Source organism: Longimicrobium sp., assembly GCF_036399935.1.
Taxonomy (GTDB): domain Bacteria; phylum Gemmatimonadota; class Gemmatimonadetes; order Longimicrobiales; family Longimicrobiaceae; genus Longimicrobium.
Genome location: NZ_DASWMD010000035.1, coordinates 161,902 through 187,376, shown reverse-complemented (window position 1 = coordinate 187,376; position 25,475 = coordinate 161,902). Strand labels below are relative to the sequence as shown.

Below are 25,475 nucleotides of genomic sequence, written 5' to 3'. Positions count from 1 at the left end.
AACTGGGCGAGGACCTGGCCTACACCTCGGTCCTGTCGGCGCTGCAGACGCTGGAGGAGAAGAGGTTCGTGCGCCACGAGGCAGAGGGGCGCGCCTACCGCTACTTCCCCACCGTGGCGCCGGAAAACGCCGGGCGCAGCGCCATGGCCCGCATCCGCGACGCCGTGTTCCAGGGCTCGGCGGAGCGAATGTTCGCCCAGTTCGTATCCGACGGAAAGCTCGGGCGCGAAGAGCTGGAACGCATGCGCCGCCTGCTGGCCCAGCGGCTGGAGGACGAACCATGATCGGCTCGTGGATGCTGTACGCGCTGCTGGTGAGCCTGCTGGTGGCTGCCGCGGCGTGGACGCTGGAAGAGGTCCTCCGGCTGCGCGGACGCGCCGTGCGCTTCGTGTGGCTGGGCGCCCTGCTGGGCACCGGGGCCGTGATGGCCGCCGCTCCCCTGCGCAGCCGTGCCCCCGTGGTGCTGCAGGCTGCCCGCTCGGCCGCGGCGGTCGAGGCGACGGAGGACGGCGCCCCCACCGGCGGGGCGATGGCGCGCGCGGCCGCCTCGCTGGGGGCGCTGCGCTCGGGGCTCGACCACCGCCTGGACCAGGCCGGGGCGGCCGCGCGTGCGGCCAGCCCCGCCCTGGGATGGGGGTGGCTGGCGCTCTCGGCGGTGACGCTGGCGCTGACCGGCGCCACGCTGCTCCGCGCGCGGCGCGCGCGGCGGCGGTGGCCCATCGCCGAGCTGTCGGGCGAGCGGGTACGGGTCGCGCCGGCGGTGGGGCCGGCGGTGCTGGGCATCCGGCGCCCGGAGGTGGTGGTGCCCGCGTGGCTGCTGGGCGCGTCGCCGCGCGAGCAGCGGCTGGTGGTGATCCACGAGCGCGAGCACGTGCGCGCCCGGGATCCGCTGGTGCTGCTGGCGGGGTGCGTGGCGGCGGCGGCGCTGGCGTGGAACCCCGCCACCTGGTGGATGCTGCGCAGGCTGCGGGCGGCGGTGGAGCTGGACTGCGACGCGCGCGTGCTGCGGCACGGCGTGCGCCCGCAGGAATACGGAGCGGTGCTGATCGACATTGCCGGGCGAGGGCCCGGACTGTCCCTGGGTGCGCCGGCGCTCGCCGGTTCGCCTTCCATCCTGGAACGGAGACTTCGCGCAATGACCACGAAACTTCCCCGCTACGCGCGCCTGCGCGCCAGCCTCCTGGGCGTGCTTTCCGTGGCCGTCCTGGCCACCGCCTGCGAGACGCCGCTGCCCACCAGCGCCGAGCTGGAACAGATGGACGTGGCCGCCGTCGAGGCGCGCGGGTCGCGGCTCGCGCTCACCAGCGAAGGCGAAACCCGGTTCTTCGTCGACGGCACGCAGGTGACGCCCCAGGAGGCACGCGCGATCTCCGCCGACCGCATCCTGCGGATGGAGGTGACCAAGGCACCGGTGCCGTCCGGCACCGCGAGTGCCGCCCCGGCCGGCGGAGGCACGGTGCACATCTACACGGTGGCGGAGGGCGCGGAATCGCGGCGGCTGAGCACGCGTAGGGAAACCGCCGGGGCCGCGTCGGCGGGCGTCACGCATACCCGGGTGCCGCGCGGCGCCGGGGCGGCGGGCCAGGGGACGATCCGGGTGCCCCGCGGGGGCGGATCGGCCGGGGGCGACCAGGTCGTGGTTCGCAGCGGCAGCTTCGACGGCCTGGTGTTCATCGACGGCGTGCAGTCGCCCGCCGCGGCGCTGCGCACGCTGGACCCGCAGGCCATCGAACGCATCGACATCCTCAAGGGCGGCGAGGCCACCCGGCAGTACGACGACCCCCGTGCCGCCAACGGGGTGATCCGCGTGACCACCAAGGGTGGAGCGAGCCGGCGGTAAGCTCGCGTTGGCGATGTCACGAGCCCCCGGTGCAGGCAAGCGCCGGGGGCTTCGTGCCGGCTCCAGCGGCTACGCGGCCCGGGCGAACAGCCCGCAAGCGGTCGCCAGGTCGACGTTGCCTGGAGATCCCGTGAGCATGATGGCCCTCCTGCTCGGCCCTGCCCAGCCGGCGCAGCTGCCCGCGCTCGATTACCAGCTCGCGGTCGTGGATGATTCCACCACCGAGGTCCGTGTTTCCTTCGAGCCGCGAGGCCACGAGAGCGCGGAACCGGCCCCTGGACGCATCTCTCGCGTGCGACTTCCTTGACAACCGGGACGGGAGCGAATAAATAGTAATCAATACTATCATTTCAACCCATGAGGCCCGATGACGGTTCGCGCACCCCGGCAGGCCAGGAGTTCCGAGGGATTGGAGCGGATCCTCCTGGCGGCGGAGGAGGTCTTCGCCGAGAAGGAGTTCTCCGCGGCGACGCTGGCCGAAATTGCTTCCCGGGCGGGCTACACCGTCGGTGCGTTCTACGCACGCTTCTCCAACAAGGCGGCGTTGCTGAAGACGCTCGAGGACCGGATCTACCGAACCGTGGAGCAGGTCCTGGACGCACGCACCGCAAGCCTGGCGACCGGCCAGGAGACACCCGGCGAGTTCCTGCGGGCCGCCGTGGAGGACTCGGTGACGGTGTACCGGCGCCACCGCGGGGCCCTGCGCGCGCTGGTGGCCCAGGCCCGGGAGGACGGCGAGCTGCGGGAACGCATGCGCCGGGTGAACGCCACCACGATCGAGCGGTTCGCGGGGGCATTGCGGGCGCATCCCGGCAGCGTCCGGCATCCGGACCCCGAAGCCGCCGTGGAGTTCGCGCTCGTTCTCATCGGCTCCACGCTTCGGCAGACGATCCTTTTCTCCGACACCTGGACCGTCCCCCGGCGGATCGACGACGCAACGCTTGCCCGGGAACTGAGCCGGTCCGTCATCACGTACCTCGGGTTGCCGCAATGAGCACCACGCCGCATGGTACCCGTGGTCCGGCCGAAGCTCGCCTGCGCTGGCCGGCCCGATTCCCCTTCGTTCGGATGCTTCCCGGCATCCTTCTCTCGTCGTGCGTGGCGGCCGCGGAATCCGGGCAGCAGCGGGTCGCCGCCGGCGCGCCGGCACCCACGCCCGGCACCGCGGCCGAGATCGCCTGTTCGCTCCCGGTCCCGGAAGGTGTCCCGGCAACGGCGCTCCGCTGCTTCACCGTGGCTGTCCCGCAGGACCGTGCACTGCCCGGGGCCACGACCCTTTCGTTGCACGTCGTGGTCATCCGGTCGCAGGCACCGTCGCCGGACCCGGACCCGGTCTTCTACTTCACGGGCGGGCCAGGCCAGGCCGCTTCCGATGGCCTGGCGGGAACGCTGGATGAGCTCGGCCAGGCCGGCACCACCCGGGACCTCGTGCTCATCGACCAGCGGGGCACCGGACGGTCTCACCCCCTGCGGTGCGAGCTAAACCGCACGGAGGAGGCCCTGCGAGGATGGCTCACGGGTGACTTTCCGCGCGCGGCGCTCCGCGCCTGCCGCGAGGGGCTCCTGGCACGGGGGATCGACCCCGCACGCTACGCCACCGCCGATGCCGTGATGGATGCCGAGGCGGTACGGCGGGCGCTCGCGTACGATCGCCTGAACCTGTTCGGTGTCTCCTATGGGACGCGGGTGGCCCTGGAATACGCCCGGCGCTACCCGGAACGCGTTCGCACGGCCACCCTTTGGGGGCTGCATACGCCGGACTCCCGCTTCCCCCTGCACGTGGCGGCAGACGCCCAGCGGGCGTTGGACCTGACGCTTCGGGCCTGCGACGAAGACGCCTTCTGCATCGCGGCCTACCCGGCGCTGCGCGACGACCTGAGCGCCGCGTTCGACCGCGCCCGCAGCCGGCCCGTCCGCCTTCCGCTGGGGGGAGCCAGGGACGGCGACAGCATCACGGTGACACCGGGGATCCTGGCGGGAGCGCTCCTCTTTTCGCTGTACAGCGCCGAGGGAGCCGCCGCCCTGCCCATGGCCGTGCACTCCGCTGCCGGGGGCGACGTGGTTCCGTGGGTCGCCCCTGGCCTGCTCACCGCCTACGGGGCGTCGCAGAGCCTTGCCCTGGGGATGTACCTTTCCGTGGTGTGCACCGAGGACGTCCCCCGCATCGCGGCCGGCACGGGGAACGCGGGGGGCGGCTTCCTGGGAGACACGCTGGTGAGGAACCTGTCCGCCGCCTGCTCCGAATGGCTCCCGGGAGCGGTCGCCCCGCCCGCCCCCCTGCTGCAGACCTCCGCGCCCATGCTCATCCTTACGGGAGAGATCGACCCCGTCACCCCGCCTCACTGGGGCGAGACGCTTCTGGATCACGTTCCGAACGGGCGCCAGGTGGTGTTCGCCGCCGTGGGCCACGTCCCCAGCATGCCGGAGTGCGCGAGGCACGTGGCGGCCGCCTTCATCGACGCTGCGGATGCGCGGGCGATCGATGTCTCCTGCGCAGCCGGCGGACGCCGGCCACGGTTTGCCCTGCCCTCGGTGCCGGCGGCCGCGGTACGGGACACGACGCCGGAAAACGTCCAGGGAACGTGGGACCTGTACTGGCAAACCGCCCGCGGCCCGTCGCGGAACGGCTACCTCGTCATCACCCAGCACGGGCGAGAGCTCGCCGCCGAGGTCCATGGACGCGGTGAGCTCCGGGCCTCGGGACGCATCGTCGGCCGCCAGGTGCTCCTGTCGGGGCGGCGGATCGTGCCGTTCGAGATCCAGGCCCAGGCAGCCGGAGACACGCTCCGGGGCACGCTCAAGGTCCTGACGACGGAGCGCCATTTTACCGGGGTCCGCCGCCGCTGAGGAGCTGGCCGCCCGCCCTGGATAGCGGCGCGGCACTCCTTCCGCCGACATCGCCCGCGAGCTCACCCCACGCGGCGCTTGACGGGGGACGGCCTCCGGGCTACTGTGCTGGACAGCTAACCCACCAGCACGGGATTCCCAAGTGTTTCTCTCCATCGATCCCGCTGACCCCCGGCCGCTCTACGTCCAGATCATGGACGCCGTACGGCACGCCGCCGCCGGGGGAGCGCTGCGCCCAGACGACGCACTCCCCTCGGTTCGCCAGCTCGCCACGAGCACCCGCGTAAATCCCAACACGGTGAAGCAGGCCTATCGCGAGCTCGAGCGCGAGGGCGTCATCTACACCCGGCGTGGGCAGGGCACCTTCCTGGCCGCCGGCGCGGCCGTCCGGCCGCGGAAGCGGGCGGCCCTGCTGCGCCCGGTGGCGGAGCGCGCGCTCCGGGATGCGCATCGCATGGGAGCGGGCGCCGCCGAGCTGATCGCTGCCATCGAAGCGCTGCAGCGCGAGGCGGAGGAGTCGGAGCGCGCGGCGGCGGAGCACACGCTCCGGGGCTCCGGTGCCGCGGCGGGGTGATGAGGGGTCCTGGATTCGCTTTGTATTCTTCGGAGGAGCTGGCCGTGGAGACGCACGGTGTGCGCGTGCGCCTCGGCGGCCGGACTCCCCTCACGGGGCTGGACCTTGCCGTCCCCGCGGGGGCCGCGTACGCCCTGGTGGGTGCGGAGGGCGCGGGGAAGACCACCGCGCTCCGCACCGTGTTGGGGCTCGTGCGCCCCGACGCCGGAACCGTGCAGGTGCTGGGAGAGCCCTTGCCGCAGGGCGGGCCCGCGGTGAGAGCGCAGGCCGGGTACGTTGCCGACCGCACCCCCGCGGGGCTCCTGGCGCTACGCGTGGGCGAGCTGCTGCGCCACCACGCGGCGTATTTTCCCACCTGGGACGGCGCCTACGCGGAGAGATGCCTTCACCGCCTTGGCCTCTCCGCCGGCGTGCGGCTGCGCGACCTCTCCGCCGGAAGGCGTACCCTGGCGCACCTGGCCGCCGCGCTTGCACACCGCCCCGCCCTGCTCGTGTGGGACGAACCCGCCGCGGCCCTGGACCCGGTGGCCCGCGCCCAGGCCTTCGATCTCCTGGTCGAGCACGTGAGTGAAACGAACGTCACCCTGCTGCTGGCGACGGACGCGGTGTACGAGGCAGGGCGGCTGGTGGACCACGTGGGAGTGCTGCACGGGGGCCGCCTGCGCGCGCAGCTCCCGGTCGACGACCTCCGCGAGCGCCTGCGCGTGTACCGCTTCGAGGCGCCGGAGCCGTGGCCGGGGGCGGCGCTGCCCGCCGGAGCGGTGGTGGCGCGCCGCGCCGCGGGGCGCGAGCGGCGCTGGACCATCTGGGGCGACGAGCCCGCCGTCCGCCAGGGGCTCGAGCGCGCGGGCGCCGTGGTCCGCGACGTGGGCACCCTGGGGCTGGACGAAGCCGCCCTGGCGCTCCTGGCCGGTGCGGAGGAGCGGTGAGGGGGGCGCACGGCCGCGCCGCCCCGCCACCCCTCGCCCGGGTGTTCGCCGCCCAGTTCGTGCTGCTCGCGGCCACCCGCCGCTGGGTGCCGCTGGCCGCCGCGCTGGCGCTGGGCGGCCTGCTGGCCGCCGTGCTGCCGGCGCTCCCGGGCGTGCGCTTTCGCTGGGACGACGGCGTCCACCCGGCGCGAGGAATGGCTGTGCTGCTGGCGTATCCCCCCGTGCTGCTGGCGTCCATGCTCTGGGGGAGCCTCGTCTGGCGCGGCGAGCGGCCGCGCTCTCGCGACGCGCACCGGGTGCTGCCGGTGGACCAGGGGACCCACGAGCTGCTGCGCGTGGCCGCCGGCGCCGCATGGCTCCTTCCGGGGGTGGCCGCGCTGGTCCTGTTCCTGGCGGCAGCGAGCGGGGCGGAGGGGCGGGGCCTGCTGCTCCCGTGGCTGGCGATCGTCTACCTGACCGGTTCGCTCACCGGCTACCTGCTCACCAGCGCCCTCGCCCTGCGCGTCCGGCGCCCCCTTGCGTGGCTTGCGCTCGGACTCGCTGTCTGGGCGGCGGCGGTCGCCGCGCTGCAGCGCGGCGGGTTCGCGCGAGCCTCGGCGCTCCTCGCCGGGGTGTTCCAGGGGCGTGCCGGTCTCTGGGCCGCGCTCGGCGGCGGCTTCGACGTTACGGGGGCCGGCGGGACGCCGCGCCTGGCGGGCGATCCCGGGCGCTGGGCCCTGGCGATGCTTCTCTGGCTCGCGTCCTCCCTGCTACTGGTCGCCGCCGCGGCCACGCCCCGCCGTGAGCGGCGGGCACCCGGCTCTACGCACCCCCGCCGCTGGCGGGCTCTCCCTGACCAGGCGCTCCCTCCGCTTCGCGGCCGCCGCGGCCCGCCTTCACCCTGATCCGGATCCCGAACACCATGAAACTCCTGCACCGTACACGGCTCATCCTCGCGCTCGCGTGCCTGATGGCGGCGGCATGCGCCACGGCCCCACCGCCGGCCGGCCACCCGGCCGCGCCGGATACCGTTCCACTGGCACTGCGGCGAGCGGCCTTCGACATCGTGTGGAAGAAGGTGGACGACACCTTCTGGGACCGCGCCCTGCTCGCGGAGCGCGACTGGGGCGGGGTGCGCGAGCGCTACCTGCCGCGCGCGCTGGCGGCATCCGACCCGGCCGAGTACCACCGGGTGCTGCACGAGATGGTGCGCGAGCTGCGCCTGTCGCACTTTGCCGTAGTGGGGCCGGCGGCGGTTCGCGAGGCCTGGGCGCGGCCGCTGCGCGCCACGGGCGACGCCGGGCTCCGGCTCCGCCTGCTGGACGGCGAGGCGGTCGTCACGCGGCTGGACCCCGGCGGCGCGGCCGAGCGGGCCGGGATCCGCCTGGGGTTCATCATCGACAGCATCGACGGGGTGCCCGTCGCCCGGGCCGGGGCCGCGAGCTCGGCCCCGCCCCCGCGCGGGGAGGTGCCCGCGGCGGTACCGGCCGCGCTGGAGGGGCCGATCGGTTCGCCCGTGCGCCTCGCGTACCGGGGCGCCGCCGGTCCGGCGCGCAGCGTGACCTTCGCGCGCGCGCCCCGAATGGGACGCTTCCGCCGGATTACCCTGTTCGGCATCCGGGTGCCCGGCATCCCGCCGCAGTACGGCGAGGTGGAGGCGCGGCGTCTTGCCGGCGGAGCCGGGTACGTGCGGTTCTCATCGTTTCTGCAGTCGCTGCGGCCACAGGTGGTGCGCGCGATCCGCTCCATGCGCGACGCGCCGGGGCTCATCATCGACCTCCGGGGCAACCCGGGAGGCCAGGACAGCATGGGCCGCGGCGTGGCGAACCTGCTCGCCGAGCGCCGGATGCCGTTCATCATCACCCGAAAGCGGAACGGGCGCGAGGTGTTCCACGTGCAGCCGGACGGGCCCGGCTTCCGCGGGCCCGTCGTCCTGCTGCTGGACGGGGGCAGCGGCTCGGCCGCCGAGCAGTTCGCCGCCGGGCTGCAGGAGATGCGGCGGGTGACGGTGGTGGGCGAGCGCAGCATGGGGCGCGACCTGGACGCAACACTCATGAAGCTGCCCACCGGGGGCATGTTCCAGTATGCCTACGGCGAGGTGCTCACGCCGTCGGGTGTCGTGATCGAGGGGCGCGGGGTGGTGCCCGACGTGGAAGTGCCGCTCACCCGCGAAGCGCTGCTGGCCGGGCGCGACCCGCAGATGGAGGCCGCGTTCGCGGTCATCCAGGCGGCCGCGGGATCACGGCGGTAGGCAGGGCTGGCGGCCGTGGCGGCGCACTCGGCAGCGGCTGAAACCGGTGTGGGCATGCAGGGCGGCACACCACCGCGCGCCGGGCCGATCCGGCGTGCGCCGCGTTTGCGTGGGCAGGCTCGTCGTGGGCCGCCCACCCGTGGGGGAGGCGCAGGACCACGGGGAGAACCCGTCAAGGGCACTCACACACGGTCCGGGGGCGTCCGCATCCTCCGGCCCGCCACTCGCCGCGATATCCGGCAACGCCCCCCGGACGGAGACGCATCTTTCCGGCGTTCAGCGGGAGTTCCGCGCGGCCGCGGGGGAGTTCCGCACGCCTTCAGCGCTCCTCCCATTCGATTCCAATGCCCTCTTCCCCGTTCCCGGCCCGCGTGCGGCTCCTGGCCGCCGCCACGGCCCTGCTGCTGCACGGGTGCCTTCCGTCTGCCGTCACAGCCCCCGGCAGCCCCTCCCTTCCCGGACCCCCACCGGGCCGGCCCATGGGGTACGCGGAACTCTTCGAGCGCATCTGGTCCACGATCGACAGCCGCTTCTACGACCCGGATTTTGCCGGGGTCGACTGGCGCGCGGCGGGGGAACGCTACCGGCCGCGCGTCGCGGCCATCTCCAGCGACACGGCCTTTCACGGCCTGATGACGCAGATGCTGCGTGAGCTGCCCGTGTCGCACCTGGAGCTCACCCGGCCGCCGCTCGCCGCCTCGTACGGGCCCGCCATCGGTACGCGGATGGTGGACGGCCGCGAGGTGGTGGTCGTGGCGTCTCCCCTGAGCGACGCATACCGGCGCGGGGTGCGGGTGGGCGACGTGCTGCTGACGCCGCTCCGCGCCAGCCGCGGTCCGCTGGGCGACAGCGTTTCCCTGCGCTGGGAGAGCTGCGGCGGCGAGCAGCGCCAGGCGGCGGTGCGGCGCGAGAGGATCACCCCGACGCGGCCGGCCGCGGGCCCCACGTGGTTCGTGGTCGAGATGGCCCCGGACAGGCGGATCGGCTACCTTCGCGTGCCCAACTTCTTCGACGGAACGGCGGCGCAGGCCGACTCCGCCATGGCGGGGCTTGCCGGTACGCACGGGCTGGTGATCGACGTCCGCGACAACCCCGGCGGCAACACCTCGTTCGTGCGGCTGGCGAGCTACTTCACCGAAGGATCGAACATGGTCGCCGCCCTCCTGATGAGGTCCGCGCTCCGGCGCTACGGGGGGGCTCCCGACCGGATCGACCCGGCGGCGCTGCCGCGCGTGCGGCGCACCTACACCGACCGGTCGGTGTTCGTGGCGATGCTGCGGCATCGCGGCGCGGTCGCGGTGTTCACCGAGGACGTCGGCGCGCGCCGCTACACGGCACCCGTCGCGGTGCTCACCAACGAGTACACCGTGAGCGCCGCGGAAGGGTTCGCGGCCTACATGCAGTTCCGGCGCGCCGCGACGCTGGTGGGCGCGCCCACCGCCGGGCGCCTGCTGGGCGGGGAGCAGGTGCCGCTCGGCGGCGGCTGGTCGCTGTTCCTGCCCACGCACGCCGCCTGGGGCCCCGACGGCAGGTCCGCCATCGACCGTGTCACCGTTCCCGACGTGGCGGAGCCGCTCACCCGCGAGGCCGTGTGCGCGCGGCGGGACCCCGCGCTGGAGCGGGCCTTCGCGCTGCTGGGCGGCCAGCGGTGACGCTCGGGGGCCGCGCGGACGCGCCGCCAGCCGCCGGGGTCCGCCGCCCGCCGGCCTGGCTGGTTCGCGCGAGCATCGGCGGCTGGCTGTGCTATGGCGCGTTCCACGGCACCCAGTACTTCCTGGCTTCGCCGGGGAGCGCCACCGGCGCGCTGGTGGTGCGCTGCGTGCTGCTGGCGCTGGCCGTCTGGGGCGTGGGGCTCGGCGCCACGGCGGTGAGCTGGTGGAGCACCGAGCGATACCCGCTGGAGCGCGGCCGCCGAATGGAGCGGCTGGTGGTGCACGCAGGGCTGTCGCTGGCGGTCGTCACGGCGCAGGCGGGCGCGTTCGCGGCCATGCGCACGGCCACGCGCTACTTCGTTCCCGGAGACTTCCGCGCCTTCCTGCTGGACGGGCTGGACTTCCGGCTCCTCAACTACTGGGCGCTGGTGGGCGCGATGCACGCCTACCACTTCTCCGCCCGGCGGCGCACCGCCGAGGTCGCCCGCGCCCGCTCCGAGAGCGCCGCGTCCGCGCTCGCCGCCCAGCTCGCGCAGGCGCGCCTGCAGGCGCTGAAGATGCAGCTCAACCCGCACTTCCTGTTCAACGCGCTGAACACCGTCTCCTCGCTCATGCACCACGACGTCCCGCTGGCCAACCGCATGCTGGTGAGGGTAAGCGAGTACCTGCGGCTGACCTTGGAGACGGTGGAAAGCCAGCAGGTGACGCTGGAGCGGGAGATGGACCACCTGCGCGCCTACCTGGAGATCGAGTCGATCCGCTTTCGCGACCGGCTGGCCGTCACGTGGGCGGTGGACGAGGAGGCCGGGGACGGCCTGGTGCCGCACCTGATCCTGCAGCCGCTGGTGGAAAACGCGCTTCGCCACGGCCTGGAGCTCGCGGGGGGCGGCGAGCTGGAGATCGGCGCCGCGCGGGCCGGCGACGAGCTCGTGCTGAGCGTGCGCAACGCCGCGGCCGCCGGCGCCGCGCCGCCGCCGCAAGCGGGCGGCGCGGGGGAACACGGGTTCGGGGTGGGACTCGGCAACGCGCGCGCCCGCCTGCGGGAGCTGCATCCCGGACGATGGGACCTCACCGTGGTTCACGGTGCGCCGGGGGAGACGCGGGTGGCGATCCGGCTCCCCTACCGGGAGGGCGCCGGCGGCGGCGCACCCGCCGCGGGGGCCGCGCCGTGAGCGGCCCCGCGCCGATGCGCGTCCTCATCGTCGACGACGAAGTGGCGGCCCGCGCCCGCATACGGCGAGTGCTCGACGGCATGCCAGGGGTTGCCGTGGCCGGCGAGTGCGCCACGGGCTCCGAGGCACTGGCGGCCGTCGCGGTGGCGTGCCCCGACCTGCTCATCCTCGACATGCAGATGCCCGGCCTCACCGGGCTGGGCGTCGTCAAGGCGCTCGGCGCCGGCTCGATCCCGCTGGTGATCTTCGTAACCGCGTTCGAGGAGTACGCCGTGCGCGCGTTCGAGGCTTGCGCCCTGGACTACATCCTCAAGCCCTTCGAGGACGACCGCCTCATCCTGGCGGTGGAGCGCGCGAGGCGGCAGCTGCACCAGCGGCGGCAGCCGGGCGCCGAGGACGATCCGCGCATGCGGGCCTTCGTGGACTACCTGGCGCGCCGCGAGGGCGGTCCGCCCGACGTCATCGCGGTGAAGGTGGGCGCCCGGTTCGTGGTGGTGCGCGTGGACGACATCGACTGGATCGCGGCCGACGGGAACGAGTGCGTTCTCCACCTGGGCGCGCGCACCGTCGTTCTCCGACAGACCCTGCGCCACCTGGAGCGGCAGGTGCTCGACACGCGGCGCTTCGTGCGCATCCACCGCTCGACGCTGGTGAACGTCGCCCGGATCGCGGCGATCGAGCCGGTCGGCGGCGACGAGCTCTGGGTGATCCTCGCCGATGGAAAGCGCCTGGCGTGCAGCCGCGGCTACCGCCCCGCCCTCCGCGCGCGCATCCCGATGACGCGCTAGCGCGTCGCTCGGGTTGCCGAGGCGGTACGGGGGGCGGTAGCGCACGAGGCATTCCGACGCGCGGACGGCATCACGGCGTCGCGCGCGGAACTCCTTCCGCATGCCAGACTTCCACCGTCCCCAGGTTCAGGGCCCGGATGGGTGCCTCAATGGTGCGCAGGTCTCCCACCACCACCCACGTCATCCCTCCGGGGTCGAACAGCCGCGCCGCGGCCGCGTTCACCCGCGGCGCCGTCACCGCCGCCAGGCGCTCGCGGTAACCGGCGTAGAAGTCGAGCGGCGCCTCCCACTGAACGAGGTTCGTCACGCGCGTGCGCAGTGCCTGGACGGTGGCGATGGAGGTGGGAAAGCTGCCCACCAGCCCGCTCACCGCCCCGCCGACCTCGTCGGCCGTGACGTCGCCGCCGGCCAGGCGGCGCAGCTCCTTCGAGATCTCCACCAGCGCCGAGTCGGTGGCGTCGGCCCGCACCAGCCCCTCGATGCTCAGCACTCCCACGCCGCGCCGCGGCTCGACGTAGCTCTGCACGCCGTAGGTGAAGCCCCTTCGCTCGCGAAGGTTGCGGCTGAGCCGCGAGCTGGTTCCCACCCCCAGCACCCGGTTGGCCACCAGGAGGGGAAAGTAGAGGGGATCGGTCGCGGGAACCGTCGCCCTTCCCACCACGATCCCGGTCTGCGTGGCGCCCGGCCGGTCTACCAGGATCACCCGCGGAGCGGCGCCGGGACCGGCCCGCGGCGGCGCCGCGGGCCGGGGCGGGGCGGGCTGGGCCCGCCAGGAGCCGAACGCCGCTTCGGCGAGCGCCCGGGCGCGGCCGGGCGCCACCGGCCCCACCACCACCAGCGTGGTGCGGGCCGGGGCGTAGTGCTCCCGGTGCCACCGCACGACGTCGTCACGCGTGAGGGCCTGCACCCCCGGGCGCGTTCCCGCGAGGGGCCGGCCGTTGGGGTCCCCGGCGCCGAAGAGGGAGCGCGTGAGCAGGTCGAACCCCACCACCCTGGCGTCGCCCGTCCGCTGCTCCAGCCCCGCGAGCGCCTCGCCCCGGCGCCGCTCCACCGCGTCGGCGGGGAACGCCGGCGACCGCAGCGCCGCCGCCACGAGCTTCAGCGCATCGGGAAGGCGCGACGGCACCGTGCTGAGCGTCACTCCGGCGTGGGTGAGCCCGGCGAAGGTCGCCCACTCGCTCCCCAGCTCGCCCAGCGAGCGGGCCAGCTCCGGGCCGGGTACCTGCACCGTTCCCTCGCGAAGGAGCGTGGCGGCGAGTGTCGCCAGGCCGGCCTGCCGCGCCGGCTCGTACGTTGTTCCCGCCTCCACCAGCACCGCGACGGAAACGATGGGGATGGGCCCGCGTTCCACCACCACGACGCGGACGCCGTTGGCCAGCGTGAACGTCGCCGGGCGCGGCGCCTGGAACGGCCGCATGGGCCCCGCCGGCGGGGGCACCGGGTCCTGCGCCGCGAGGGGCGGCACCGCCGCGAGCACCGCGGCGCACACCGCGGCCGACACACCGCTCCACGCGCTCACCGTTCACCTCCGGCGGCGGGCGCGGCCGGGTCGAAAACGAGGGTGACGCGGTTTTCCGGCACCAGCCACTCGCCGGCGGCCCGGCGCAGCTGCTCGACCGTGACCGCGTCGAACCCCCGCATCCGCTCGTTGACCCAGTTGGCGTTTCCGTGGTACACGTACCCTTCGGCCAGGCGGTCGGAGCGGCCGCCGAACCCGCCCAGGCTCTGCAGCCCGTTCAGAAACTGGAAGCGCAGCCCCGCCCGGACAGCGTCCAGCCGCTGCTGGGTGATGGCGGCCGCGAGCGTGGGAATCACCTCCTCCAGCGCCCTCGCCAGCGAATCGGCGTTCGCGCCGGGAGCGCCCGTCGCCGAAAAGGTGGCCAGGTCGGCCCCGTCCACCATCCAGATGTTCCACGCCGAGGCGCTCACCGCCCTCTCTCCCCCGCGCACCAGCCGGTCGTACAGCGGGCTGGCCTCGCCCTCGCCCAGGACCATGGAAAGGAGGACGGCCGCGGGTCCCAGGGGGTCGGCCTGCGCCGGCACCCGGAACCCCGCGAAAACGGCCGGGGCGCGAGTCCGCGTCACCGGCACGGTCATCCGCTGGGCACGGCCGATGGGGATGGGAAGCGACATCGGCGGCAGCGCGGGCCTGCCGCCCCCGCGGGGGATCGGTCCGAAGTACCGCGCCACCAGCCTCCGGGCTTCCGCCACGTCGAAGTCGCCGGCGATGGCCAGCACGGCGTTGTCGGGGGTGTAGTAGCTGCGGAAGAAGCGCCGGACGTCGTCGAGCGAGGCGGCCGAGAGGTCGTCCATCGAGCCGATGGTGCTGTGGTGGTACGGATGCCCCTCCGGAAAGACCCGCGCCAGCATCAGCTCGTACCAGGTGCCGTAGGGATCGCTCTCGGTGCCCTGGCGGCGCTCGTTCTTCACCACCTCGCGCTGGTTGTCGAGCTTCTCCTGGGTCAGCGTCTCCAGCAGCGTGCCCATGCGGTCCGCCTCCAGCCACAGCGCCAGCCCGAGCTGGTTCGACGGCACGGTCTGGAAGTAGTTCGTCCGCTCGTGGCCGGTGGTCCCGTTCACGTCGGCGCCGCCCCGGGCGCCGGCGCGTTCCAGCAGCCCCCAGTGCTCGCCGTCGGCCACGTTGCGGCTCCCCTTGAACATCACGTGCTCGAACAGGTGGGCGAACCCCGTCCGTCCCGGTTCTTCGTCGCGCGCGCCCACCCTGTACCACACGTTCACGGCCACGGCCGGGGTGGAGCGGTCTACGTGGTACAGGACGCGGAGCCCGTTGGGGAGGGAATCCTCCATGAACTCCACGTGCAGCCCGTCCGCCCCGCCCATGGGCGGTCCCGGCTGGGCCCCGGCCGTCGCGGGAGCAAAGGACAGGAGCGTCGCCGCGGCGGCGGCCGTTGCCGGGCGGCTCCATCGGTTCAACCCGCAATGCGGTGATCTCATCGCTTCCTCCGGTGACGGCGGCGATCCTGGGGCGAGCGCGCCCCGGGCAGGCGCCGGGGGCGCCTGCCGCGAACGTGGAACAGGTGGCAAGGGAGACCGTAGTCGGGGGGGGGAGCGGGGCCGCTCCCGGGTCAGCTCATGGGCTGAATGCCGCGAGGCGGGCCTGCTGGCGGGCCCATTCCGCGCGCGCCGCATCCCGGATGCGGGGGTCGGGAGCGTCGTCGGCGAGGCGCAGCAGGGCGGCGCTCCCCGCCCCGGCGGGGAGTGCGCCAAGCGCTTCGGCGGCGGCGCGGGCGACGCCGGCCGCAGCCGCGGAGCCGCGGGCCAGGCGCTCGAAGACCGGGACGGCCGACGCGTCCGCCAAGTGTCCCAGCCAGCGAAGCGCGAAGACGCGGCTCTGGGCGCTGGCCCCAGGGTCCCGTGCCAGGGAGAGAAGGGCGGAAACCGGCGCCGGGCCGGCCGCCATCGCCGCCGCCGCGATGGCCCGGGCGGATACCTCGGCCGGCGCCTCGCGGGCCAGCGAAACCAGGTACTCCGCGGCCTGGCCGGGGTCCGCCGTCCCTGCGTCCCCTCCACCAGCCGCCGGGTCGGAGGCGTCCCGGACCGACGCGGAAAGGGCTACCAGCCGGCCGCCGGCGAGGTCCAGCCGCACCCGCAGCGGCCCGTCCACGCAGGACGGAACCGCGTTCCAGTTGTGCACGGGGCGGTCCGAGTATCCCACGTCCATGCGGCTCCCCCGGACGGCCACGTTCCTGTCGCTGGCGCGCAGCACCAGCAGCGAGGGGGTGCCGCATGCCCCCGCGCGGGTGGCGAACGACAGCCACACGGGCCCGTCCGCCGCCGCCCCGGCCGCGGGTGGGACGAGAGCATCCCCCCCGGCCGTTTGCGGCGGCGCGGGGCGGGGCGCGGACGCGCCGGCACCCCGCGGGGAGGACGGCGGAGCCCCGGGCGGGGATGCCGCGAGGGCCCACGGAGGGCCCGACGGTGCCGCGGGAGCCCCCGCGCTCGCCTCCCGCACCCGGCCCGAAAGCACGATCAGCCCTGCCGCGGCAGCCATGAACGCGAAACCGGCGGCCGGCACGCCCAGGCTGGGCCGGCCCCCGGCCGGGCACCCCGGGCGCAGCAGCCGTTCGGCCCGCCTCAGCAGGCTCCCCCCGGACGCCGCCGCCGCCAGCAGCCGCGGAGTGCGGCTCGCCTCCAGCGCGACCAGCGCCTCGACGTACGCCCGGGGGCTTCCCAACGCCTGGATGGCCATGTCGTCGCAGCACTGCTCGCGCGCCTCGCGCATTTCGCGGGAAAGCCACCAGGTGACGGGGTGGTGAAAGAGAACGACCTCGGCGAAGGACTGCAGCAGGTTCAGCAGGTAGTCGTGGCGCCGCACGTGGGCGAGCTCGTGGGCGATCAACAGCTCCAGCTGCCCCACCGGCATCCCCGTCAGGAGCGACGCCGGGACCAGCACCACCGGCTTGAGCGCCCCGATGACCATCGGCACGTCCACCGCCATGCTCTGAAGCACCCGCACCGGGGCGGACACCCGCATCGCCCGGCCGATCCGCGCGACCCGGGCCGCCCACGCGGAGGGAAGGGGAAGAACGCCCGCCGTTCGCATCCGCCGCGTGGCCCGCCAGGCCGCCGCCAGGCGGATGCTCAGCAGCAGCACGCCGCAGAGCCATGCCGCCACCAGCGCCGGGAGCGCGCCGTCCAGGAGCCGCTCCAGCTCGTGCAAACGTGAGGGTGCGCGCCTCGCGGCCGGCCGGGCCGTCGCCCCGGCCGGGTGCGGCGACGCCGCGCCACTCGCCCGGAAGCCATCCGGGCCCGGGGCCCGGATGGACCCGCCGGCCGCGTTCAGCTCCCGCGCCCGTTCCGCGGCGCGCCCCCCCTCGTGCACGGCGGTCGCCGCCACCGCCACGAGCATCAGGGCCAGCCCCGCGCCCGCCACCCGATGGCGCCACCTCGGAGTGTCGCGCGCAGCCGCCAGCGCCAGCCCCGCCGCCATCGCGACCAGCGCGCCCTGCCAGAGCGAGTGCAGCAGCGCCCAGCCGATTCCTTCCACCCAGGGCTGCGCGGTCCAGGCGGCGGGGCTCACGAGATCTCCTCCGGGTCCGGGCCGCGCAGCAGCTCGCGGATGCGCTCGATCTCCTCCGGGCGCGCGGGCTCGGCCGACAGGGCGCGTACGGCGAGCCGCGCCGCCGAGCCGCCGAAGGCGCGCTGCGCCAGGTCGGCGATCAGCAGCCGCTGCACCTGGTCCTCGCCGACGGCCGCGGCATACAGGTGCGACCGGGCAGACTCATCGCGGGTCACCAGCCGCTTTCCGTGCATGATCTGCAGCAGCTTCAGCACGGTGGTGTAGCCCACCGGGCGGCGCCCGGCGAGCACGTCGTACACGTCGCGCACCGTTTGCGGACCCCCTGCCCACAGCACCTGCAGGATTCCGAGCTCGGCGTCCGTGGGAAGCGCGGGCGGCGATGGGTGTTTCATGGGGCCCGGCGGGTGCGGGAGATAAGTACGAACCGCATCGTACGATGCCGTGTCCTAATGTCACCACGCCCCGGACCCCTGTCAAGGGGACACGGCTGCCGGCCCCGTTGGAGCGCCTGTCCGAGTCCTTCCCCTTCGGGCGTTTCTAGCCGTCCACATACCGCGGGTAGTCTGGCGGACTACCCTGAACCTGGGGGGGCGCGATGAAAAAAGGAATCGTCACGGCCGGGATGATCGTGAGCGTTGCCGCGTGCCAGCAGGACCGGATCGCGGGCCCGGAAGACCTGGGCCCGCCGGCCTGCACGCAGGTGACGGGAACCGGCGGCGTCACGTTCACCACCGACGAGGGAGCCAGCCTCACGGCGACGAACGGCCTGCTGGCGGGTGTGAAGTACACGCGGGGGCTGGTCGCGCTCAGCAGCTCCACCCTGCTCGCCGCCCACGCGGGGACGATCCTGAGGTCTACGGACGCGGGGTGCACCTGGACCCAGGCCGGCACCGTGCCGGGCGCGTACGTGGCGCTCGTCGCCGCCTCGCCCACGCTGGCGTACGGCTACGGCGACGGGCCGGGCGGCCTGTACCGCGTACCGGCGGACGGCGCGGTGCAGGTGGTGAGCTCGCCCGTTCCCCGCGTACGGGGGCTGGCCGTTCGCGCGGGCCATCCCGAAAGCATCCGCGTGGCGGGCGAGACGGGGCAGATCTTCGAATCCAACGATGGCGGCGCGACGTGGAAGAGCGTCGGCACGCCGGTGCAGGCCGACTGGGTGTTCTCGGTGGCCTTCGACCCGGCCGACTGGAACGTCGCCTTCGCCGGCACGCCCCATACGGGGGCGTGGAGAACCGGGAATGGCGGCAAGACCTGGTCGCGCGCGCATCTCTCGTCCAGCACGCCGCAGCGCATCCAGAACGTCTTCAAGCTCGTGGTTTCACCCGTGGATCCACGGACCGTGTGGGCCGCGGGCCTCGACCTCGCCGAGCGGGACCTGCACGGGACCGAGGGCCGGCACATCTACCTTTCGCGCGACCGCGGCCAGACCTTCACCCCCGTTCTTTCGGAAACCCCCGGCGGCGCGGTCAACATCATCAACGGCCCCGTGATGGCCGCGCATCCGCGCGATCCGCTGGTGCTGTACTTCGTCTTCAGCTCCAGCTTCCGGAACTACGGGACGGACATCATCCGCGTCGACGCGCGTACCGGGACCCACACGCTGACGCACAACGCCTATCACGACGTCAGCGAGATCGCCTTTGCTCCCGGACGGCCGGACGTGATGTACCTGGGGGTGGGCGTCGAGCAGCACTGCGACCCCCTTCCCTGCTCCCTCGCTCCCCGGTGAGCTCCGCGGGCAGATGACCACGCCCTGGCGGGGGGGGGCGGCCGCCCCCCCGCCAGGGGCGGTGAACGGGCAGGCGTGTTCGCCGTTCAGGGACCTGCGACCGCGGCGGAGGCCGTGGCCACGGCGTCGATGCCTCCCGGCCAGGACCGCTCGTGCACCCGGCCGGCCTTGAGGATGTACCGGACGCTCCGCGTGTTGCGGATGTCCCCCGTGGGATCCGCGCGCAGGACCAGCAGGTCCGCCACTTTTCCGGGCTCCACCGTGCCATGGTCCCGTTCCATCCCCAGCACGGCCGCGTTCACCGACGTCGCCGAGCGGATCGCCTGCAGGGGGCTGAGCCGCGCGCGGGTGACCAGGAGCTCCAGCTCGTCGTGCAGGTAGGGGAGCGAATCGGTCGCGGGCCAGCCCATCAGGTCGGTGCCCGCGACGATGGGGATGCCCATTTCGTGTGCGCGCCGGATGAGCGCGTAGCTCCATTCCCGCATCTTCCACAGGTGCCGCCTGGCCGAGTCCTGCTCTACCCGCCGGCCGGTCTTTTCCGTCCAGTACAGGGTGGGCTCGAAGGTGGTCCCGGCCGCCAGCATGGCGGCCAGGAGCCGGGTGATCTCGCCCGCGTCCACCGAAAGCGAAGAAAAATCGAGCGACCTCGGGGCCGCCGCGTAGGTGAGGGGGAACGGCGACGCGGGTTCCAGCCCGAGCAGGTGCACGTGCGACAGCCCGTCGACACCCGCGGCAACCGCGTCCATCGCCTGCGCGGGAAAGATCTCGGCGTGCCCCCATACCTTCATTCCCTGCCGGTGCGCCTCGCGGGTGATGCCCGCAACGAGATCGGGACCGAGGTCCGCGTACAGCTTCAGCCCGGTCGCGCCGGTCCACCGGGCGGCCTCGACCGCCAGCCGGAGGTCGGTTTCTCCGGAGATGGTGCGGATCCAGGGCGCCTGCCCCGGGGTGAGTCCGTGTGCGATCGACGCCAGCCTGGGGTCGGCCTCGATGAAGCTGGCCCCCGCCATCATCGCCGAGAAGCGGATGCGGGGCGAGGGCACGGTGGCGTTCTCCGCGGCCCCCGCCCGGCGGCTCAACACCACTGCGTCGCCCGCCATGTCGCGAACGGCGGTGACCCCGCCCTGGAAGAGCAGCGCCGAGATCGAGTCCTGCTGGGCCGCGGAGACGAACGGGTTGGTGAGGTGCACGTGCGCGTCGATCAGCCCGGGGATCACGTAGTGCCCCGGCAGATCGAGGACGTACGCCCCCCGCGGGATCGCCGACGACGACGGAGTGATGCTGGCGACCCGGCCCCCGGCGATCAGGACGCTGCGGTCCGCCATCGGGGGAGCGCCTGTCCCGTCGATCACCGTGACGTGGCGCAGCACCAGCGGCACGTCGCCGGCCGGCTGCTGGGCCGAGAGTGTTCCACGCGTGCAGAGCGCCATGAGGGCGCAGGCCACCAGCCGAAGTCCGGCCCATCGTGTCATCGTTTTCATCACTTCTCGATATCCTTGGTCCTGGTTGCGGCGTAGTCATCCGACTCCGCCGGTGGAGGCCGGGGTACCCGGCTCCGATTCGTGTTGCAATGTCAAAAAAATGACATGCTTCGGCGCGCATTGCGGCGCGCAGCAGGCGCTCCACGCCTCTCCGGGGTGACGTACCGGCCGGCTGGATATGTCATTTTTTTGACACACCAGGGCGGCCCCAACGGCCGGCCCAGGTGGTCCGGCCTATCGTTTCGTCGCGAGGAACGACGAGGCAGCGTGGCGAACGGCGACGTGGCGGTCGTTCAGGAACGGCCGCACCAGCTTGCGTCCTTCGCCGCCGCCCCAGTGCCCCATGTACTCCACCGCGCCCACCCGCACCTGCCAGGCGGGATCACGAAGCGCCCGGGCCATGGCGGCGAACGCGCGCGGGTCGCCCAGCCTGGAAAGCGCCGTGCCGGCGATCGCGCGCAGCCGCCAGTTCGGGTCGTCCGCGGCCGCCAGCAGGGCCGGCACGGCCCGCGGGTCGCCGGCGCGCCCGAGGGCCCAGGCGGCATACGCCCGGACCCGCCAGTCGGGCGAGGCCATGTGGGCGATCAGCGGCTCGACGAGACGGCCGCCGTCCGCCTGCGCCAGCGCCCATCGCGCCCGTTCCGGAACCAGGTCCGTCTCGTGCCGGGACGGCCGCGCCGCGGCGTCGGCCAGCATCCGCGCCAGGGCCGAGTCCGGCCCCGCCAGCAGCGTTCGCGACGCCGCGGCGCCCGGCGGCACGTCCGCCAGGCGCTCGCTCTCCGGGCGGGCCAGCAGGTCGCCGGCCAGGCCCGGCTCCGGCGGGAGCGGAGCGGGCCCGCTCCCCACCTGCGCCCCGGCCACCGTGGCCAGGAGCGCGGCTGCCACCACGTACGAGAGCGCGCGAAGGCGCGGCATGCGGCGGGCAAAGCGGCGGCCGGCGCTCGCGGCCAGGATGCGGCGCACCCGGCGCTCCAGCCCGGACGACTGGGCCATGCTCACGAGGGCGGCGGAGGGCCGGATGCGGCTGGCCTGGCGAACGGCCTCCAGCAGGATCGTGGCGTAGGCGGTGGGCGGAGTACCGGCGGCAAGCACCACGTCGTCGCAGGCCACCTCGCACTCCTCCCCCATCCGCCGCAGGGCCAGGTGCACCAGGGGGTTGAACCAGTACACCGCGCGGGAAAGCTCGCCCAGAAGCGCCGTCAGGCAGTCCCCGCGGCGAACGTGGGCGAGCTCGTGCGCCAGGATGGCCCGCGCCTCCACCGGCCCGTACCGCTCCGGGCCGGCGGGAAGGACGATCGCGGGACGGAAGACGCCGTACACCGCGGGAGAGTTCACCTCGGGGCTCTCGACCAGCGCGACGCGCGCCTTGACGGGGCGCATCCGCTCGAACTCCACGCGGATCGCGGACGGGCCCACCACCGTGCCGCGGCGAACCGCTTTCCATGCGCTCGCATGGGCGCGCGCCGTCCGCGCGGCGAGCAGCAGGGCCCCCGCCAGCCAGGCGGCGACGAGCGCGCCGGGGCCCGGCCGCGGCCACCCCCGCCGCGCGGCTCCGGCCTGCGTCCCGGCGAGCGGGTCCGCGGACGGCTCCCCCGCGGTGACGGCGCCCGCATGCGCCGGTTGCGGGGGAACGGCGGCCGGCGCCAGGCGGGGCACCCGCAGCGTCACTCCGGGGAGCGTGGCTCCCAGCAGCGGGAGCGCCAGCGCGCCGATCACCCCCCAGGCCAGGATGGCGTGGCGCATCGCGGGCCTCGGCGCGAGCCGCGCGGCCACCAGGGCCGCGCCCAGGATCAGGGTGGCCTTCGCCGCGCAGACCACCACGGCGTACAGGATGGCGCCGCTCACGGCCCCTCCTCCCCGGCGCCCCGGCGCGCCCGCTCGATCAGCGCGGCGATCCGGTCCAGCTCGGCACCGCTCGCCACTTCGCCCCGCCCGATCAGCGCCGCCACCGCACGCGAGGGAGACCCGTCGAAGAAGGTGCGAATCACGTGCGAAAGGTGGGAGCCGCCCGCCTCGTCGGGCTGCGTGGAGGGGTAATAGACGAAGCGCGGGCCATCCTCCTCGTGACGCAGGTGGCCCTTTGCCTCCAGCACCCGCAGCAGCCCGCGCACGGTGGTGTGCGTCGGCGCGTCCTCCAGCCGCTCGTGGACCTCGAGCGAAGTGGCGCATCCCAGGTGGTAGACCACGTCCATGATCTGCCGCTCACGGCGGGACAGGGGAGGCGGGGCGGAGCGGCTCATCGTTTCGTCCTGCAAGGGCCCGGCGGTGCGCGATGTCAAATTTCTGACATGTCAATTTTATGACACACGCCCGGGAGTGTCAAGTCCGCCGAAGGACATCGGCCCGGCCGGAAACTCCGGCTCGCGGGGCGACGTATCTCCTGCATCCCGTACACGCATTCGCCGTCCGCGGCCGGTCGCGCGCCGGCGCTCCTCTCCCCCGCACCCCCCCGGACATGACTGTCGCCGTACCGCACGCGCAGGCGGACACGCCGCGCCCGCACGCACCGCCGGCACTCACCCTGGCCGCGGTGACGTACCGGTACCCCGGCTCGCGTTCCGGCGTGAGCGACATCGACCTGCAGGTTCCCGGCGGAACCATCTACGGGCTCCTGGGCGCCAACGGCGCGGGCAAGACCACCCTCATGCGGCTGATGCTGGGGCTGCTGCCTCCCGACCGCGGCCAGGTGAGGTGCTTCGGCGAGGAGATCACGCGCGGATCGCGCGCCGTGCTCGCGCGGGTGGGAAGCCTGATCGAAACCCCGTCGCTGTACCAGCACCTTACCGCGCGGGAGCACCTGGGGGTGTTCTGCGCCTATACCGGCGCGCCCGCCGCCCGCGTCGGCGAGGTCCTGGGAATCGTCGGCCTGTCGGAATCCGCGGCGATCGTGGTCAACCGCTTCTCCCTGGGGATGAAGCAGCGCCTTTCGCTGGCCACGGCGCTCCTGCACGATCCCGCGCTCCTGGTGCTCGACGAGCCCACCAACGGGCTGGACCCCGTCGGCATCGTGGGGATGCGGGAGCTCCTGGTTCGCCTGTGCCGGGAGCACGGGAAAACCGTGATCGTCTCCAGCCACCTGCTGGCGGAGGTGGAAAAGACGGTCACCCACGTGGCCGTGGTTCACCAGGGCCGCATCCGCTTCGACGGCCCCGCCTCGGATCTCTCGTCCGCGGCCGGGGGCGCGGGGCGGGTGCGGCTCAGGGTCGCTTCGCCGCCGCGGGCCCTCGGGGTGCTGGCCGGGGAGGCGCATGCGGTGGACGACGCGGAAGGGTGGATCGAGCTCGCGCAGGGCGCCGACGCCGACGTGGCGCGGGCGATCCGCTCCCTCGCCACCTCGGGGGTGGACGTGTACGAAACCGCCCGCCGCGGCGGCACCCTGGAAGACGACTTTCTCCACCTTCTCGAGGAGGGCGGCGATGCGCGCTAGCCTGCTCGCGGAATGGCGGAAGGTCCGGCGCCTTCACCTGGCGCTGATCTCCGTGGCGTGCGGCGTCGCGTTCTCGGCGCTGGTGTGGATGAGCGTACGGGGGGCGCTGGTGCGCCTCGCGAACGAGCGCCGGGTGGAGATGCGGTGGCAGGACGGCGTCGTCGGCGACGCCACGGTGCTGGTTTCGCTCGCCTTCCCCACGCTGGTCATCATGATCACCGCCATGGTGTTCTTCGTGGAGCACCGGACCGACATGTGGAAGCAGCTGCGCGCCCTCCTCCGCCCCATCTCCAGCGTCTACGCCGCCAAGTTCCTCGTGGTGCAGCTTTGCGTGGCGCTCGCGGTGGCCGCGGCGCTGGCGGCGGGGCTCGTCGGGTGGGAGCTGATGCCGGCCGACGCCCACACGGTGTGGCCGGTGGCCGACGCCACCGTGAGGGCGACGCTGTCGCGGCTGGCGCTGCTGACCTACCTGGCGCTGGTCCCCGCGTCGCTGGTGCAGTTCGCGGTGTCGGCCCGCTTCCGGAACGTCCTCGTGCCCGTCGGCGTGGGGCTGCTGGCCACCTTCGCCTGCCTGCTGATGATGGGGCCGGGCCGCAACCGGTGGCTTCCGTACGCCTACCCCGGAGGCGTGGTCATGGCCGAGTTCACGGCCCCGCGCGCCGGCGGCGGAGACCACGTCACCGACGCACGGTACCGTCCGCCGGCCGGCGCGTTCGGCGAGGTGGCCACCCGCCCCACCACCATCCTGGTAGACGAGGCGCACGGGAACCGCCACGGGCTGGGCAACGTCGCGGAACCGGGAACGCTCCGCTGGATCGTGCAGCCCGCCGAAGAAGCGCGAATCCAGGTCTACGGGTCGTACGTCGCCCTGCGGCCCCAGGCGCTGGCCGACGTACGGCTCCTGGTGATCGCCGGGGCCACCACCGACCTGGACGGAAAGGGTGCGTTCTCGGACGCCGAGATCCGCGTGGTCCAGGCGTGGGTGCGCGCGGGGGGATCCCTGCTGCTGCTGACGGACCACGAGCCGTTCGCCGGGCGTGTCCGGCGGCTGGCCGAAGCCTTCGGCGTCCGCTCCAGCCTGGACGTGGTGGCAGACCCGGCGCACGGAGATCCCCGCGCGCCGAACAAGGTGCGCACCCTGTTCGGGACGGGGGGCGTTCCGCTGGGAGCCCATGCCATCACCACCGGCGTGGGGCGGGTGGTCACGTACGGAGGGCAGGCGCTTGCCCGGCCGGACCCCAGTACCACCGTGCTCCTTCCGCTGGCTCCGTCGGCGCGCCTGCTCACCGGACGCCCGCTCTTCCCCGGCGTACCGCGCGAGCGCCAGGGGCAGCTCCTGGCCTTTCCGTACGGCCGGGGGCGGGTGGTGGCCAGCGGAGAGACGGCGCTGTTCACCGCGCAGCGCAAGCTGAGCGACGGCACCATCTTCGGCGTGGGAGACGCCGGGACCGACAACGCCCGGCTGGCCCTGAACGTGTTTTCCTGGCTGCTGGGCCGCCCCGTCGCGGGAGCGAAGATCGACGGCACTCGGCCCCAGGCCACCGCCGCACGCCCGGGCGTCGGGCGCCGCGAACCCGTCCGGGGAGGCCGCAGCCTGGTGCACCGGGGATCCCGCACGGTTGGCGCGGGCCCGTCCGGCCACGGCGCCTCGCCGCCGGGCCAGCACGTCGCCGGTGCCTCTTGCGCCGCCGCGGCCCCGGCGGAATAGTGCAGCATCCCACGTGCAGCCCGGCGCGCAGTCCCTCCCAGGGGAGATCCCGTGACC

At 74.1% G+C, this 25,475-nt stretch carries 22 protein-coding genes; 15 read left to right on the top strand and 7 right to left on the bottom strand.

Annotated elements, in window-relative coordinates; genetic code table 11:
* The 12 genes from VGB24_RS12395 to VGB24_RS12340 form a co-directional block, all read left to right on the top strand.
* A partial coding sequence (locus VGB24_RS12395) for a BlaI/MecI/CopY family transcriptional regulator (RefSeq protein ID WP_331073259.1) occupies positions 1 to 284 on the top strand: 284 nt, incomplete at its 5' end.
* Positions 281 to 1,840: a M56 family metallopeptidase gene (locus tag VGB24_RS12390; protein WP_331073258.1), complete on the top strand. Its 1,560-nt coding sequence runs from the start codon at positions 281 to 283 to the stop codon at positions 1,838 to 1,840. The genes VGB24_RS12395 and VGB24_RS12390, both read left to right, overlap by 4 nt.
* Before the next feature lie 130 nt (positions 1,841 to 1,970).
* Complete coding sequence (locus VGB24_RS12385; protein WP_331073257.1) at positions 1,971 to 2,147, top strand: hypothetical protein; 177 nt, start codon at positions 1,971 to 1,973, stop codon at positions 2,145 to 2,147.
* Between the two features lie 60 nt (positions 2,148 to 2,207).
* Entirely contained in the window at positions 2,208 to 2,834 is a 627-nt protein-coding gene (locus VGB24_RS12380) for a TetR/AcrR family transcriptional regulator (protein ID WP_331073256.1), read from the top strand.
* A gap of 74 nt (positions 2,835 to 2,908) precedes the next feature.
* The gene (locus tag VGB24_RS12375; protein WP_331073255.1) at positions 2,909 to 4,687 is read left to right on the top strand and encodes an alpha/beta fold hydrolase; all 1,779 of its coding nucleotides are present in this window, start codon (positions 2,909 to 2,911) and stop codon (positions 4,685 to 4,687) included.
* Between the two features lie 142 nt (positions 4,688 to 4,829).
* Positions 4,830 to 5,261: a GntR family transcriptional regulator gene (locus VGB24_RS12370; RefSeq protein ID WP_331073254.1), complete on the top strand. Its 432-nt coding sequence runs from the start codon at positions 4,830 to 4,832 to the stop codon at positions 5,259 to 5,261.
* A gap of 44 nt (positions 5,262 to 5,305) precedes the next feature.
* Complete coding sequence (locus VGB24_RS12365) at positions 5,306 to 6,190, top strand: ABC transporter ATP-binding protein (protein WP_331073253.1); 885 nt, start codon at positions 5,306 to 5,308, stop codon at positions 6,188 to 6,190.
* The gene (locus VGB24_RS12360; protein ID WP_331073252.1) at positions 6,187 to 7,074 is read left to right on the top strand and encodes a hypothetical protein; all 888 of its coding nucleotides are present in this window, start codon (positions 6,187 to 6,189) and stop codon (positions 7,072 to 7,074) included. Before VGB24_RS12365 ends, VGB24_RS12360 begins: the two co-directional genes overlap by 4 nt.
* 17 nt (positions 7,075 to 7,091) lie before the next feature.
* On the top strand, positions 7,092 to 8,420 hold the full coding sequence (locus VGB24_RS12355) for a S41 family peptidase (protein WP_331073251.1): 1,329 nt from the start codon (positions 7,092 to 7,094) through the stop codon (positions 8,418 to 8,420).
* A gap of 479 nt (positions 8,421 to 8,899) precedes the next feature.
* Positions 8,900 to 10,072 (top strand): S41 family peptidase, encoded by a 1,173-nt coding sequence (locus VGB24_RS12350; protein ID WP_331073250.1) that lies wholly within the window; start codon positions 8,900 to 8,902, stop codon positions 10,070 to 10,072.
* Entirely contained in the window at positions 10,069 to 11,244 is a 1,176-nt protein-coding gene (locus VGB24_RS12345) for a sensor histidine kinase (RefSeq protein ID WP_331073249.1), read from the top strand. Before VGB24_RS12350 ends, VGB24_RS12345 begins: the two co-directional genes overlap by 4 nt.
* A gap of 14 nt (positions 11,245 to 11,258) precedes the next feature.
* Positions 11,259 to 12,032 (top strand): LytTR family DNA-binding domain-containing protein, encoded by a 774-nt coding sequence (locus tag VGB24_RS12340; RefSeq protein ID WP_331073248.1) that lies wholly within the window; start codon positions 11,259 to 11,261, stop codon positions 12,030 to 12,032.
* Positions 12,033 to 12,102: 70 nt separating this feature from the next.
* Here VGB24_RS12340 and VGB24_RS12335 read toward each other — a convergent pair whose 3' ends face one another.
* The 4 genes from VGB24_RS12335 to VGB24_RS12320 form a co-directional block, all read right to left on the bottom strand.
* Entirely contained in the window at positions 12,103 to 13,551 is a 1,449-nt protein-coding gene (locus tag VGB24_RS12335) for a pitrilysin family protein (protein WP_331073247.1), read from the bottom strand.
* Complete coding sequence (locus tag VGB24_RS12330; protein ID WP_331073246.1) at positions 13,548 to 14,987, bottom strand: pitrilysin family protein; 1,440 nt, start codon at positions 14,985 to 14,987, stop codon at positions 13,548 to 13,550. The genes VGB24_RS12335 and VGB24_RS12330 overlap by 4 nt, the downstream gene beginning before the upstream one ends.
* Positions 14,988 to 15,123: 136 nt before the next feature.
* Positions 15,124 to 17,073, bottom strand: a complete 1,950-nt coding sequence (locus VGB24_RS12325; RefSeq protein WP_331073245.1) for a M56 family metallopeptidase — start codon at positions 17,071 to 17,073, stop codon at positions 15,124 to 15,126.
* Positions 17,070 to 17,465, bottom strand: a complete 396-nt coding sequence (locus VGB24_RS12320; protein WP_331073244.1) for a BlaI/MecI/CopY family transcriptional regulator — start codon at positions 17,463 to 17,465, stop codon at positions 17,070 to 17,072. The genes VGB24_RS12325 and VGB24_RS12320 overlap by 4 nt, the downstream gene beginning before the upstream one ends.
* Before the next feature lie 203 nt (positions 17,466 to 17,668).
* Here VGB24_RS12320 and VGB24_RS12315 point away from each other — a divergent pair, with 203 nt between their 5' ends.
* Complete coding sequence (locus VGB24_RS12315) at positions 17,669 to 18,802, top strand: sialidase family protein (RefSeq protein WP_331073243.1); 1,134 nt, start codon at positions 17,669 to 17,671, stop codon at positions 18,800 to 18,802.
* An 86-nt stretch (positions 18,803 to 18,888) separates the two neighbouring features.
* On the opposite strand, the gene VGB24_RS12310 is transcribed toward VGB24_RS12315, so the two are convergent.
* The 3 genes from VGB24_RS12310 to VGB24_RS12300 form a co-directional block, all read right to left on the bottom strand.
* Positions 18,889 to 20,283, bottom strand: a complete 1,395-nt coding sequence (locus tag VGB24_RS12310; protein ID WP_331073242.1) for an amidohydrolase family protein — start codon at positions 20,281 to 20,283, stop codon at positions 18,889 to 18,891.
* A gap of 234 nt (positions 20,284 to 20,517) precedes the next feature.
* The gene (locus VGB24_RS12305) at positions 20,518 to 22,128 is read right to left on the bottom strand and encodes a M56 family metallopeptidase (protein ID WP_331073241.1); all 1,611 of its coding nucleotides are present in this window, start codon (positions 22,126 to 22,128) and stop codon (positions 20,518 to 20,520) included.
* Positions 22,125 to 22,523: a BlaI/MecI/CopY family transcriptional regulator gene (locus tag VGB24_RS12300; RefSeq protein WP_331073240.1), complete on the bottom strand. Its 399-nt coding sequence runs from the start codon at positions 22,521 to 22,523 to the stop codon at positions 22,125 to 22,127. The genes VGB24_RS12305 and VGB24_RS12300 overlap by 4 nt, the downstream gene beginning before the upstream one ends.
* Positions 22,524 to 22,738: 215 nt before the next feature.
* Between VGB24_RS12300 and VGB24_RS12295 the strand changes: the two genes are divergently transcribed.
* Together VGB24_RS12295 and VGB24_RS12290 are read left to right on the top strand one after the other, a co-directional pair.
* Complete coding sequence (locus VGB24_RS12295; RefSeq protein WP_331073239.1) at positions 22,739 to 23,710, top strand: ABC transporter ATP-binding protein; 972 nt, start codon at positions 22,739 to 22,741, stop codon at positions 23,708 to 23,710.
* Complete coding sequence (locus tag VGB24_RS12290) at positions 23,700 to 25,418, top strand: ABC transporter permease (protein ID WP_331073238.1); 1,719 nt, start codon at positions 23,700 to 23,702, stop codon at positions 25,416 to 25,418. The genes VGB24_RS12295 and VGB24_RS12290 overlap by 11 nt, the downstream gene beginning before the upstream one ends.
* The last annotated feature ends 57 nt before the right edge of the window (positions 25,419 to 25,475 follow it).